The sequence below is a fragment of the Inquilinus limosus genome (assembly GCF_002195995.1).
GTDB lineage: Bacteria > Pseudomonadota > Alphaproteobacteria > DSM-16000 > Inquilinaceae > Inquilinus > Inquilinus limosus_C.
The window spans coordinates 34,979-48,030 of the sequence record NZ_NHON01000015.1 but is presented as its reverse complement, the minus strand read 5'-3'; the positions used below and the strand labels follow the sequence as shown (position 1 = coordinate 48,030).

Below are 13,052 nucleotides of genomic sequence, written 5' to 3'. Positions count from 1 at the left end.
CCCGTCGTCAATTCGCCCTATCCTGATATTTCCGGCCCCCGCCGGCCGGTGCGAGAGAGAAATCCGATGTCCGCGATCCAATCCAAACCCGGCCCCTCTAAACCCGGAATGCCGATCGACAAGTACCGCCCGGTGCAGACCGTGGCGCTCACCGACCGGCAATGGCCGAACCGCGTCATCGATCGCGCCCCGATCTGGTGCTCGGTCGACCTCCGCGACGGCAACCAGGCCCTGATCGAGCCGATGGGCACCGACCGCAAGCAGCGCATGTGGGACCTGCTGGTCGGCCTGGGCTTCAGGGAGATCGAGGTCGGCTTCCCCGCCGCCTCGCAGACCGATTTCGACTTCGTCCGCCACCTGATCGACAACGGCCTGATCCCCGACGGCGTCACCATCCAGGTGCTGACCCAGTCGCGCGAGGAGCTGATCCGCCGCACCTTCGACGCCATCCGCGGCGCGAAACGGGCGATCGTCCATCTCTACAACTCGACCTCGACGCTGCAGCGCCGGGTGGTGTTCGGCCTCGACCGCGACGGCATCACCGAGATCGCGGTGCGCGGCACCAAGCTGATCAAGGAGCTGGTGCCGACGGTGCCGGAGACCGAGATCGTGTTCCAGTACTCGCCGGAAAGCTTCACCGGCACCGAGCTGGACTATGCCCGCGACATCTGCGGCGCCGTGCTCGACGCCTGGCAGCCGACGCCGGAGAAGAAGGCGATCCTGAACCTGCCGGCGACGGTGGAGATGGCGACGCCGAACGTCTATGCCGACCAGATCGAGTGGTGCCACCGCAACTTCGCCCGGCGCGACAGCTTCGTGCTGTCGGTGCATCCGCACAATGACCGCGGCACCGGCATCGCCGCGACCGAGCTGGCCCTGATGGCCGGCGCCGACCGCGTCGAGGGCACGCTGTTCGGCAATGGCGAGCGCACCGGCAATGTCGACATCGTCACGCTGGGGCTGAACATGTTCACCCAGGGCGTCGACCCCGGGCTCGACCTGCATGATGTCGGCGAGATCGTCCGCACCGTCGAATACTGCAACCAGCTGCCGGTGCATCCGCGCCACCCCTATGGCGGCGAGCTGGTGTTCACCGCCTTCTCCGGCTCGCACCAGGACGCGATCAAGAAGGGCTTCGCGGCCATGGAGAAGAGCAACAGCGGGCTGTGGGAGGTGCCGTATTTGCCGATCGACCCGCAGGACATCGGCTGCAGCTACGAGGCGGTGATCCGGGTCAACAGCCAGTCCGGAAAGGGCGGCGTCGCCTACCTCCTGCTGACCGACCATGGGCTCGATCTGCCGCGCAAGCTGCAGGTGGAGTTCAGCCAGGTGATCCAGAAGCTGGCCGACGAGACCGGCAAGGAGATCTCCTCCAAGGTGATCTGGCAGGAGTTCGAGCAGGAATACCTCGCCCCCGGCCGGGTCGAGGTCGTCGGCCACACCACGCTGCCGACCGGCCGCGGCGAGCGCCACATCGAGGCGCAGGTGAAGATCGACGGGGTGGAGAAGACGATCCGGGGCGAGGGCAACGGCCCGCTCAACGCCTTCGTCGACGCGCTCCATCAGGAGATCGGGGCCGATGTCGACATCGTCGACTATCGCGAGCACGCGCTGCGCAGCGGCTCCGATTCCAGCGCCGCGACCTATGTCGAGGCCCGGGTCGGCGGCAGGACGCTGTTCGGCGTCGGCATCGACAGCAACATCGTCATGGCCTCGCTCAAGGCCGTGGCCGGCGCCGTCAATCGCGGGGCCCGCAAGGGCGCCGTCTGAGGCCCGGGCCGGCCGGGTCCGCTATCCAGGCGGACCCGGATCGGGTCGCCGGGCGTTGTGGAAGGCGCGACGGCAGCCCGCCGGCGCGGCGACCGGAGGAGGGGACCATGCCGCAGCTTCGACCCGAGGACCTGTCCGCCGAGGAAAAGGACGCGCTGGGGCGCATCCACCGCCACGAGCCCGGCGTCGCCGATGCCGTGCGCCTGGGCCTGCAGGCCCGGGGGCTGGTCGAGGAGCGGCAGGGCAAATGGGCGCTGACCAATGACGGCAGCGTCCTCCTCGCCACCATCGGGCTGGGCAAGCTCGACACCTGACGGGCGCTCACGCCTTCCGCACCAGCTCCCGCATCGGCGGCGCCTCGGTGCTGTCGGGGAAGACGACGCGATTCAGCGCGTCCTCCGGCAGGCGCAGATGGTCGCGGAACACGCCCTTGACCACGGCGCGCAGGTCGGTGGTCGGGGCCAGGTCGCGGCCCTGGTACAGCTTGCTTGACGCGAGGCCCGGCCAGTCGGCCAGCACCCGTCCGCCATGCACCGCGCCGCCGGCCAGAAAGGCGACCGAGCCGGTGCCGTGGTCGGTGCCGCCCGAGCCGTTGGCCGCGGCGGTGCGGCCGAACTCCGTCACCGTCAGGATCGCGGTCTGCCTCCAGGATTCGCCCAGCCCGGTGCGCAGCGCCTGCAGCGTCGCGGCATAGGCGGCCAGCAGCCGGTCCAGCCGTTTCACCTGCTGCACATGCGTGTCCCAGCCATACAGCTCCATCACCGCGATGCGCGAGCCGGCGGGGTCGGCCAGGAACCGGCCGGCGGCCTCGGCCAGCTTGAGGTCGGCGCCGGCCGCGGGGGCGGCCATCGCGCCCTGGCCGGAGGAGCCCGCGGAGGCGGTCTGCACCAGCCCCTGGATCTGCCGGCCGAAGGCGGTGGTGTCGAGGCCCGAGGCATAGGCCGCGTGCAGCGCCGGGTCCTGGTCGTACAGCCGGGCGACCAAGTCGGGGAAGCCCGGCGGCAGGCCGGTCGGCTTGTCCGGCAGCCAGGAGGTGACGGGCGTGGCGCCGCGCAGCACCAGCGGGATCTCCTCGGCGAAGGCGATGCCGAAGCGCCGGTCGGTGGCGCCGATCAGGCCCAGCGTGCGGTTCAGCCAGCCGTCGCGGGTGCCGTCCAGCCGCGCGGATCCTGTCTCCAGCAGGTCCTGGCCATCGAAATGTGACCGGTCGCGATAGGGCGAGGCCACGGCGTGCAGTGGCAGGAAGCTGCCCTCGGTGTACCAGTCCTTCAGCGGCGCCAGGGCGGGATGGAGGGCGAAGCGGCCGTCCAGGTCGACCATGCCGCCGTCCCGGCCGAGGTCGGGCGGCACCAGCGCGGCGCGCAGCGCGCGCAGGTCCGGGTCGGCATAGGGCGGCATCGCCGCCAGCCCGTCCAGCGCCCCGCGCATGATGATCAGGACGAAGCGCTGCTCGATCGGCGCCTTGGCCAGCAGCAGCCGGGCCGGCAGCACCGTGGCCGCGGCGGTGGCGGCGAGGCCGCCGAGAAGATGGCGTCGGGTCAGATCCATCCTCTCACCTCCTCTGGAATTCCGGGCTCAGCAGCGCCAGGGCGATGCCCTCCCGCTGGCTCGGCGCGCCGCGCAGCACGCCCTTGGTCTGCTCCGACAAGGTCGGGCCGACCAGCGCCTCGGCGAAGGGCAGGGGCGACTGGTCGGCGACGAGGCGCGGGATCACCTGGTAGCTCCATTCCAGCCGCTCCATCACCAGCTCCGGCGCCAGCCAGTCCGATTCCCGGTCCGGCCAGCCCTGCGGCGACGGTGCGTTCAGGATCTGCTGGCCCAGGCGGCGCACCCAGGCCACCGCAGGCTGGCCAACCTCGCCCAGATCGAAGGCCCGCGCCACCGAGACCACATAGTCCAGCGGCGACTTGAACTTGCGCCGTTCGTGCTGCCAGGCCTCGGGGCTGTCGATCAGCGCCTCGGACACCGCGGCCAGGTCGCCGCCGGTGTCGAGATAGGTCTTCGCCAGCCGGTCGACCGCGGTCTTCGGCGGGTCGTCGGCGATGAAGTGGCGGGCCAGCTGGGTGGCGAGGTGCCGGGCGGTGGCCGGATGCGCCGCCAGCGCGTCCAGCGCCGCCTCGCCCTCGTCCTGCCCGGCCTCCGGATAGGTCCTGCCCAGGAAGGTCTTCGCTCCGGGCTCGTGGCCGGCGGGGCGGAAGGCGAAGACGGTGCCGGGCGGGTCCTTGGCCCGGCCGGGCGTCCAGCCGGTCAGGATCATCGCCAGTGTTCGCACATCGGCCTGGGTGTAGCCGCCGTCGACGCCCAGCGTGTGCAGCTCCATCAGCTCCCGCCCCAGATTCTCGTTCAGCCCGACCCCGGCCTTCCGGCCGTATTTCGAGTTCGGCCCGACCGAGCGGGCATTGTCGAGATAGAACAGCATCGCCGGGTGCTTCACCACCGCGCCCAGCAGGTCGCGGAACCTGCCGGTGACATGGGGGCGGATCGCCTCGTTCTCATAGGCGCCGCCGAAGGGGACGACATAGCTCTGCACATAGGCGACGGTGAAGTGGTTGGTCCAGAACTTGACCAGCCGCTCGCGGAACGGCGTGTCGCTGGCCACCGCCGCCTGGACATGCGCCACGCGGTCGCGGTCGCGCAGGGCGCGCGCCTCCTCCTGGTGCGGCTTGCGGCTGTCCTCGTCCGCCGCCGTCTGCACCGCGATCAGGATCTCCATCCCGGCCCTGGTCAGCGGCAGGTCGCCGGCCGGGGCGGCCGGCTGGCGCACCTGCGCCCGCAGCCAGTCCCAGGGGTTGTCGGCGAGGGTCTCGAGCTGCCCGGGCCGGGCGCCGAACCCGAAGCGATTCGCGGCGATCGCCGCCTCGACGAGAGACATGGTTCTCCGTCCCCGCTTTCGAACGATCGGCTCCCCCTCCGGTCCCTGCACGGCAGGGCGGCGGGATTCCGTCGGCCGGCGTCGTTCCGGTGGGAGCGCGCCGCCGTTGCGTCCGGTTCACTGACGTGCTGATTAAGGTAAGGGCTGATCCGCAGCAGGGCGAGGGTGTCGGGCGATGGGGACGGTTGGTCGCAGGGTGCGTGAGGCGCGCATCGAGACGGATGGCGCGGCGGCAGCGGCGGCGGACCGGCTGCGCCTGCTCAAGGCGCTGGAGAAGAAGATCCTCTGGCTCTCCGCCTGGACGATCCACAACGCCAACCACGTCCGGCCGAACCCGGACGGGCTGAAGGTCGGCGGCCACCAGGCCTCCTCCGCCTCGCTGGTCACGGTGATGACGGCGCTGTATCTCGACGTGCTGCGCCCGCGGGACCGGGTGGCGGTGAAGCCGCATGCCAGCCCGGTGTTCCACGCCATCCAGTACCTGCTGGGCCAGCAGAGCCGCGAGAATCTCGAGGCCTTCCGCTCGCTCGGCGGAGCCCAGTCGTATCCGTCGCGCACCAAGGACGCCGACGACGTCGACTTCTCCACCGGCTCGGTCGGGCTCGGCGTCGCCATGACGCTGTTCGCCTCGATCGCCCAGGACTACGTCGCGCTGAAGGAGTGGGGCCGCGACGCCAAGGCCGGCGGCCGTATGGTCGCCCTGATGGGCGATGCCGAGCTGGACGAGGGCAACATCTACGAGGCCCTGCTGGAGGGCTGGAAGCACGATGTCCGCAATGTCTGGTGGGTGATCGACTACAACCGCCAGAGCCTGGATTCGATCGTCACCGAGCGCCTGTTCGCCCGCATCGACAAGCTGTTCGAGAACATGGGCTGGCGCGTGGTCACGCTGAAGTATGGCGGGCTGCTGGAGGCGGCGTTCAAGCGTCCGGGCGGCGACGCGCTGCGGCGCTGGATCGACGAATGCCCGAACCCGCTCTACTCGGCGCTGGTGTACCAGGGCGGCGCGGCCTGGCGCCGGCAGCTGCAGGCCGATATCGGCGGCACGGCCGGCATCGCCGAGATCCTGGCCGACCATGACGATGCGGCGCTGGCGGCGCTGATGACCAACCTGGCCGGCCACGACATGGAGACGGTGCTGGCGGCGTTCCGCGGCATCGCCGACGACGTGCCGACGGTGTTCATCGCCTACACCATCAAGGGCTTCGGCCTGCCCTTCGCCGGCCACAAGGACAATCATGCCGGGCTGATGAACCCGGAGCAGATGGCCGCCTTCCAGGCCAGCCAGGGCGTGCCCGAGGGGCGGGAGTGGGAGCCCTTCGCCGGCATCGACGACCTGGCCGACGAGCTGCGCGGCTTCCTGGCCGACGTGCCCTTCGCCGCCGAGGGCCGGCGCCGCTACGAGGCGGCGCGGATCCCGGTGCCGGCCGCGCTGGACGTCGCTTTGGCCGAGACCATGTCGACCCAGGAGGGCTTCGGCCGGATCATGGGCGAGCTGGCCAAGCGCGAGGACATGCTGGCCGAGCGCGTGGTCACCACCTCGCCCGACGTCACGGTCTCGACCAATCTCGGCGGCTGGGTGAACCGCCGCGGCATCTTCGACCGCCACGGCCGCGCCGACGTGTTCAAGGAGCAGAAGGTGGTCTCGGCCCAGCGCTGGGGCATGTCGCCGGACGGCCAGCATGTTGAGCTGGGCATCGCCGAGAACAACCTGTTCATCAACCTCGCGGCTTTGGGCCTGACCCATTCGCTGTTCGGCGAGCGGCTGCTGCCGGTGGGCACCCTCTACGACCCGTTCATCGCCCGCGGCCTGGATGCGCTGAACTACGCCTGCTACCAGGATGCCCGCTTCATGCTGGTGGCGACGCCGTCCGGCCTGACCCTGGCGCCGGAGGGTGGGGCGCACCAGTCGATCGGCTCGCCGCTGATCGGCATGGCCCAGGACGGCCTGGCCAGCTTCGAGCCGGCGTATGTCGACGAGCTGGCGGCGATCATGGCCTGGGGCTTCGACTACATGCAGCGCCCCGTGAAAGTAAAAGGGGGGGCGGACCCGGCGACGGGCGACTGGGTGCGCGACCATGATGGCGGCTCGGTCTATCTCCGCCTGTCGACCCGGCCGCTGGAGCAGCCGCGGCGTGACATGACCGACTCGTTGCGCCAGGCGGTGATCGCCGGCGGCTACTGGCTGCGCGAGCCGGCGCCCGGCGCGTCGCTGGCGATCGCCTACACCGGCGCCGTGGCGCCGGAGGCGATCGCCGCCTTCGAGCAGGTGCTGGAGGACATCCCCGGCGCCGGCCTGCTGGCCGTGACCTCGGCCGACCGCCTTAACGCCGGCTGGCATGCCGAGCTGGCGGCGGTGCGCGCCGGCCATGCGGTCGAGCCCTGCCTGGCCCGCCGGCTCTTGGCGCCGCTGGCGCCCGACGCGGCGCTGGTCACGGTGCTGGACGGCCATCCGGCGACCTTGTCCTGGCTCGGCGGGGTGCACGGCCACCGGGTCAAGCCGCTGGGCGTCGAGCATTTCGGCCAGTCCGGCACCATCCCGCAGCTCTACAAGAAGTACGGGCTGGACGCCGACGCCATCCTCGACGCCTGCGCCGCGGCCTTGCTGGGGCGGTGACGGACGACCGGGATCGCGGGTGAACCGCCGGACTCTCAGCGCTCGGCGGTGATCACATGGGCCTGGATCTGGCCGGTGACCGGGCCGGGGCCGAAGCGGGCGGCGATCGCGGTGGCCGCAGCTTCGGTCGCCTCCAACAGCCGGTCGGCGGCGCGGTCCTCGATCTCCTTCCGCATCGGCGTGCCCTGGCAATAGCCGATGGCGACGGTCATCGCATCCGGCGCCGCGCTCTGCCGCGTGACCGTCTCGGACGTGACCGACCCGAACCCCGCGGCGCGCAGCTGGGCCTCCAGCGCCGCGACGTCGTGATGGCCATGCGGCGTGCGCGCCAGGAACAGCGGCGGGTCGTCGGGGAACAGGCGCGCCACCGCGGCCACCACCACATCGGCGAATTCGTTCGCCTCGATCCGGTCCCAGACGTTGAACAGGAAGCGCCCGCCCGGCTTCAGGACGCGATGCGCCTCGGCGAAGGCCCGCACCTTGTCGGGAAAGAACATCGCGCCGAACTGGCAGACCACGGCGTCGAACGCTCCGTCCGGGAAGGGCAGGGACTGGGCATCCGCCGGACGCCAGGTCACCCGGGGCGAGGAGATCAGGCTCGACGCCCGGTCGAGCATCGCCTGGTTGATGTCGGTCGCGTCGATCGACACCTCGTCCGGCAGGGCGGAGAGCAGCGCCCGGGTGACGATGCCGGTTCCGGCCGCCGTCTCCAGCACCCGGCCGCGCCGCAGGCCGGTCAGCCGGGAGGCCAGGTCGCTGGCATAGGGCGCGAAGATCATCGGCCCCAGATGCTGGTCGTACAAGGCAGGGATGGGTCCCTGGAAGATCCGATCGGCTTCCATGTCGTCAGCCTCCCCTTCTCTCGGCACCTCCCACGACTCGACGGCCGGCGGGGCGAAAAGTCCAGCGGGAACGCTTGAGGACCCAAAGGCGGACCTACGCCTCCATCTCCACCCGGCCCAGCGCCTCGATCTCGATGGCCACGTGCGCGCCGGGGGCGGGCCATTGGGTCTGTACCAGGCTGCCCAGCAGCACGATCTCGCCGGCCTTCAGGCTCCTGCCGCGACGGGCCAGCGTGCCGGCCAGCCAGGCCAGCGCGTTCAGCGGATGGCCCAGCACGTCGCGGCCGTGGCCGCGCCCCGCCTCGGCGCCGTCGATCAGCATCCGGCCGGACAGCGCTGCCAGGTCCAGGCCGCGCCAGCCGGCGACCGGCGCGCCCAGCACGCAGCCGACCTGGAAGAAGTCGTCGGCCAGCAGGGTCGGGGCGCCCAGCCCGGCGAAATCGGCATAGCGGTCGTCGACCACCTCGATCGCCGGCAGCACCGCCTCCACCGCCGCCGCCAGGGCGTCGCGGCCGTGCTCGCCGGGCGGCAGGTCGCAGCTCAGGCGGACCGCGATCTCGCACTCCACGCCGATGCGGTGATGCGCCGCCGCCGGGAAGCGGCCGGGGCTCTGCTGGACATTCGCCTGGAAGAGGCCGCCCTCGCAGGGCTCCGGGATTCCGAGGAAGCGCTGCATCACCGGCGTGGTGCAGCCGATCTTCCAGCCGATGCGCGGTCCGAAGCGGTCGGACAGGATGTCGTGCGCCGCGTCCTGCAGCCGGCGCGCTTCGGCGAGATCGGCCGGCCGCAGCCCTTCCGGCAGGCCGGGAAAGGCGCCGGGGCGCAGCCGGTGGGCGGCCAGGATGCCGGCGGCCGCATGGAGATCGATTGCCATCGCGCGCTCCATTGGTAGGGCTTTTATCCTCATGCTACGCTCATTCGTCGGACAAGAGGGAGGACGTCATGGCCGGGGTGCTGCTCGTCACCGGCGCGGGCCGTGGAATCGGCGCCGCCATCGCCCGGCTGGGCTCGGCCCGCGGCTGGCGCGTGGCGGTCAATTACGGCCGGTCGCGCGACGCGGCCGAGGCCCTGGTGGCCGGGATCAAGGCCGCGGGCGGCGAGGCCGCCGCCTTCGCCGCCGATGTCGGCGACAGCGCCGCGGTGACGGCGATGTTCACAGAGGTCGACCGGGCGCTCGGGCCCGTCACCGCCCTGATCAACAATGCCGGGGTGATCGGGCCGGTGACCCGGACCGAGGCGATGGACGACCCGCAGGCCCTGGCCGCGCTCTACGCCGTCAACGTCTTCGGCATGTTCTACTGCAGCCGCGAGGCGATCCGCCGGATGTCGCGGCGGCGCGGCGGGCCGGGCGGCGTGATCGTCAACATCTCCTCGGTCGCGGCCCGGCATGGCGGGCTGCCGCAGGAGGTGGCCTATGCCTCGTCCAAGGGCGCGGTCGATTCCTTCACCACCGGCCTGGCGCGCGAGGTCGCGCCCGACGGCATCCGCGTCGTCGGCCTGCGCCCCGGCCTGACCGACACCGACATCAACGACGACCATATCGGCGGCAAATCGGTGCTGGACGCAGTGGCGCCGAGCATCCCGATCGGCCGGATCGGCCGGCCGGAGGAGATCGCCGAGGCGGCGCTGTTCCTGCTGTCCGACGCCGCCTCCTACATGACGGCGACCACGATCGACGTGTCGGGGGGGCGCTGACACCCCGGTTTTTTGTCAAATCATTGCAACGCGGGAGATTTCGGCGACAATGGCCCAGGATCCAAAGAAGGTCGAAGACCGCGGCATGAAGAAAAACGGGTATCCTTCCGCCGGCCTGCATGGCCGGGTGGTCCACGATATCGGAGCCCGGATCGTATCCGGCCAAATTCCCCCGGGAGACACATTGCCGAGCGAAGGCGAGCTGGCCGAGACCTACGGCGCCAGCCGCTCGGCGATCCGCGAGGCGGTGAAGGTGCTGGCGGCCAAGGGGCTGGTGGAGCCGCGGCGCCGCTCCGGCACCCGGGTCAAGCCGCGCGAGGCGTGGAACCTGCTGGACCCCGACATCCTGGGCTGGCATTCGCCCGAGGCGCTGATCCCCAGCTTCCGGCGCGACCTGGTCGAGCTGCGCTGGGCGATCGAGCCGGCGGCGGCCGAGCTGGCGGCAAGGCGGTCGCAGCCCGAGGACCGGGCGCTGATCCAGGAGGCGCTGGACGAGATGGAGAAGGCGGGCGAGGACCCGCGCGCCTTCTACAGCGCCGATGTCCGCTTCCACCTGGCGGTGTTCGCCGCCAGCCGCAACGCGCTGATCGAGCGGCTCAGCACCATCCTCGGCCCGCTGCTGACCATGAGCTTCCAGGCCCAGGCGCGGCGCAACCGCGCCTTCCCGCTGGCGGTCGGCGACCATCGCGCGGTCTATGAGGGCATCGCCGCCGGCGACGCCCGGGCGGCGCGCAAGGCGATGCAGTTCATCATGAACCAGAGCGCCCGCGAGCTCGAAGCCGCGAGCCCGGAGGCGGCGATCGCCGCGGACGTGCCGGCTTAGGGCGGAATGCATTGAGGGCGGGCCAAGCCGTTGCGTTCGGCGATGGCTGACGGGATGGCGGGTGTCTTCGCGAATTGCCTCTCCCGCCTGGCGGGAGAGGTCGGGCGCCCGCAGGGCGACCGGGTGAGGGCTGGTCCCGGCCTCGACAAACTCCCCTCACCCGGAGCCGCTGCGCGTCTCCGACCTCTCCCGCAAGCGGGAGAGGCAACGCGGAGCAGTTCACCGTCTTTTCGTTCCTATCTCCGGTCGGCAGCGGCGCGGGTTGCCAGCGCCGCCGGCCTCCGCGACAATCGCGGCCCAACGGGCGGTGTCCAGGCCATGCCCGACTCAAAACAATCACATCGCTGATCGACCCAGGGGGAGACGCACCATCATGCTGCATGGCCTGTTCCGACGATCCGTCCTGCTCGCGGGCCTGACGGCCTGCGTTGCGCTGCCGGCCGGCCTGGCCGCAGCCGCCGACGCGTTTCCGTCCCGCACCGTGACGCTGGTGGTGCCGTTCGCGGCCGGAGGCTCGACCGACCTGATCGCCCGCCTGATCGCCGAGAAGATGACCGAGGATCTCGGCCAGACCGTGATCGTCGAGAACAAGGCCGGCGCCGGCGGCAATATCGGCGCCGACGCCGTCGCCAAGGCCGATCCGGACGGCTACACCATCCTGATGGGCACGATCGCGACCCATGCGCTGAACCCGGCGGTCATGAAGCAGATGCCCTATGACCCGGTGAAGGATTTCGCGCCGGTGTCGCTGCTGGTGCTGGTGCCCAACGTGCTGGAGGTCAATCCCGAGCTGCCAGTGAAGTCGGTGCAGGAGCTGATCGCGCTGCTGAAGTCGAAGCCCGGCGAGTACAGCTACGCCTCCTCCGGCATCGGCACGCCGCTGCACCTGTCCGGCGAGCTGTTCAAGAGCCTGGCCGGCGTCGACATGATCCATGTCCCGTATCGCGGCGCCGGGCCGGCGCTGAACGACGTGGTGGCGAACCAGGTGCCGATCATGTTCGACAACCTGCCGTCCTCCACCGCCTTCATCAAGGCGGGGACGCTGCGGCCGCTGGCGGTCACCACCAAGACCCGCTCGGCCAGCTTCCCCGACCTGCCGACGATGGAGGAGGCGGGGGTGCCGGGCTACGAGACCTACACCTGGAACGCGCTGTTCGCCCCGGCCGGCACGCCGCAGGCGGTGATCGACCGGCTGAACGCCGCGGCGATGAAGGCGGTGAAGGACCCGGCAACGCAGCCGCGCCTGGCCGAACTCAGCGCCACCGTCGTCGGCTCGACCCCGGACGAGCTGGCCAAGCATGTGACCGCCGAGCTGGCGAAATGGGCCCCGATCGTGGAAGCCTCCGGCGCCGCCGACTCTCAATAGCCAAGACGCAGGAGCCCGCCGATGCCGATCGACACCCGCCGCCTGGGGCGCACCGACCTCGAGGTGACCACGCTCGGCTTCGGCTCGGCCGCGCTCGGCGAGCTCTTCGTCAAGGTGCCGGAGCCGCAGGCCCATGCCACGCTGCAGGCGGCCTGGGATGCCGGCATCCGCTATTTCGACACCGCGCCCTGGTACGGGCTGGGCCTGGCCGAGCACCGGCTGGGCAGCTTCCTGCACGGCCAGAAGCGCGGCGAGTTCCGCGTCTCCAGCAAGGTCGGGCGCTGGCTCAAGCCGTCGCCCGACCCGGCGAATTTCCATTCCGACAAATGGGCCGGCGGCCTGCCCTTCGATGTCGTCTTCGACTACGGCTATGACGGCATCATGCGGGCGGTGGAGCAGATCTGGATGCGGCTGGCCGTGCCGCGCATCGACCTGCTGCTGATCCACGACCTCGACCTGCCGCACCACAAGACCGATGCCCGGGTGCGCGCCCATCTCGACCAGATCTCCGGCTCCGGCTGGCGGGCGCTGGAGCAGCTGAAATCCTCCGGCGTGGTCGGCGCGGTGGGCGCCGGCATCAATGTCACCGGCATGATCCCGAAGCTGCTCGACGCCGCCGACCTCGACGCCTTCCTGGTGGCGATGCCCTACACGCTGATGGACCAGGAACCGCTGGCGGAGGAGTTCCCGCTGTGCCAGCGGCATGGCGCCGGCATCGTCATCGGCGGTGTCTTCGCCTCCGGCCTCCTCGCCACCGGCCCGGTCGAGGGCGCCAAGTACAACTACCGCGACGCGACGCCGGAGGAGCTGGAGCGCTGCCGCCGGATCGAGCGGGTCTGCGCCGCCCATGGCGTGCCGTTGGCCGCCGCGGCGCTGCAGTTCCCGCTGGGCCATCCCAGCGTCGCCTCGGTCATCCCCGGCGCGCTGTCGCCGGAGCAGGTGACGCGCAACGTCGAGAATTTCCGCTACCCGATCCCGGCCGGGCTGTGGTCGGATCTGAAATCCGAAAGCTTGATTCGCGCAGACGCGCCGACCCCGTGAGCGGGCCCCGGCCGTAAGCCGGGAAG

Annotated in this window: 11 protein-coding genes; 7 read left to right on the top strand and 4 right to left on the bottom strand. The window is 71.1% G+C overall.

Annotation, left to right across the window (positions count from 1 at the left end; all coding sequences use genetic code 11):
• The first annotated feature begins 108 nt into the window (after nt 1–108).
• Nucleotides 109–1,770 (top strand): 2-isopropylmalate synthase, encoded by a 1,662-nt coding sequence (gene leuA, locus BWR60_RS10525; protein WP_088150968.1) that lies wholly within the window; start codon nt 109–111, stop codon nt 1,768–1,770.
• A gap of 107 nt (nt 1,771–1,877) precedes the next feature.
• Nucleotides 1,878–2,084 (top strand): hypothetical protein, encoded by a 207-nt coding sequence (locus tag BWR60_RS10520; RefSeq protein WP_088150967.1) that lies wholly within the window; start codon nt 1,878–1,880, stop codon nt 2,082–2,084.
• Between the two features lie 7 nt (nt 2,085–2,091).
• Here BWR60_RS10520 and BWR60_RS10515 read toward each other — a convergent pair whose 3' ends face one another.
• Complete coding sequence (locus BWR60_RS10515) at nt 2,092–3,318, bottom strand: DUF1501 domain-containing protein (RefSeq protein WP_088150966.1); 1,227 nt, start codon at nt 3,316–3,318, stop codon at nt 2,092–2,094.
• Between the two features lie 4 nt (nt 3,319–3,322).
• Complete coding sequence (locus BWR60_RS10510; protein WP_088150965.1) at nt 3,323–4,642, bottom strand: DUF1800 domain-containing protein; 1,320 nt, start codon at nt 4,640–4,642, stop codon at nt 3,323–3,325.
• A gap of 196 nt (nt 4,643–4,838) precedes the next feature.
• Between BWR60_RS10510 and BWR60_RS10505 the strand changes: the two genes are divergently transcribed.
• Complete coding sequence (locus BWR60_RS10505) at nt 4,839–7,259, top strand: transketolase (protein ID WP_230983015.1); 2,421 nt, start codon at nt 4,839–4,841, stop codon at nt 7,257–7,259.
• A 35-nt stretch (nt 7,260–7,294) separates the two neighbouring features.
• On the opposite strand, the gene BWR60_RS10500 is transcribed toward BWR60_RS10505, so the two are convergent.
• Nucleotides 7,295–8,101 carry a class I SAM-dependent methyltransferase gene (locus tag BWR60_RS10500; protein ID WP_088150963.1) on the bottom strand — a complete coding sequence of 269 codons (807 nt, stop codon included), beginning with the start codon at nt 8,099–8,101 and terminating at the stop codon, nt 7,295–7,297.
• A 94-nt stretch (nt 8,102–8,195) separates the two neighbouring features.
• Nucleotides 8,196–8,975 (bottom strand): 2-keto-4-pentenoate hydratase, encoded by a 780-nt coding sequence (locus tag BWR60_RS10495; protein WP_088151018.1) that lies wholly within the window; start codon nt 8,973–8,975, stop codon nt 8,196–8,198.
• A gap of 68 nt (nt 8,976–9,043) precedes the next feature.
• On the opposite strand from BWR60_RS10495, the gene BWR60_RS10490 reads away from it, so the two are divergent.
• The 4 genes from BWR60_RS10490 (at nt 9,044) to BWR60_RS10475 (ending at nt 13,026) form a co-directional block, all read left to right on the top strand.
• Nucleotides 9,044–9,796: an SDR family oxidoreductase gene (locus tag BWR60_RS10490; protein WP_088150962.1), complete on the top strand. Its 753-nt coding sequence runs from the start codon at nt 9,044–9,046 to the stop codon at nt 9,794–9,796.
• A gap of 49 nt (nt 9,797–9,845) precedes the next feature.
• Nucleotides 9,846–10,619: a FadR/GntR family transcriptional regulator gene (locus BWR60_RS10485; protein ID WP_088150961.1), complete on the top strand. Its 774-nt coding sequence runs from the start codon at nt 9,846–9,848 to the stop codon at nt 10,617–10,619.
• Nucleotides 10,620–10,992: 373 nt separating this feature from the next.
• Nucleotides 10,993–11,985, top strand: coding sequence for a Bug family tripartite tricarboxylate transporter substrate binding protein (locus tag BWR60_RS10480; RefSeq protein ID WP_088150960.1), 993 nt, complete (start codon nt 10,993–10,995; stop codon nt 11,983–11,985).
• 21 nt (nt 11,986–12,006) lie between these two features.
• Nucleotides 12,007–13,026: an aldo/keto reductase gene (locus BWR60_RS10475; protein WP_088150959.1), complete on the top strand. Its 1,020-nt coding sequence runs from the start codon at nt 12,007–12,009 to the stop codon at nt 13,024–13,026.
• Nucleotides 13,027–13,052: the final 26 nt, after the last annotated feature.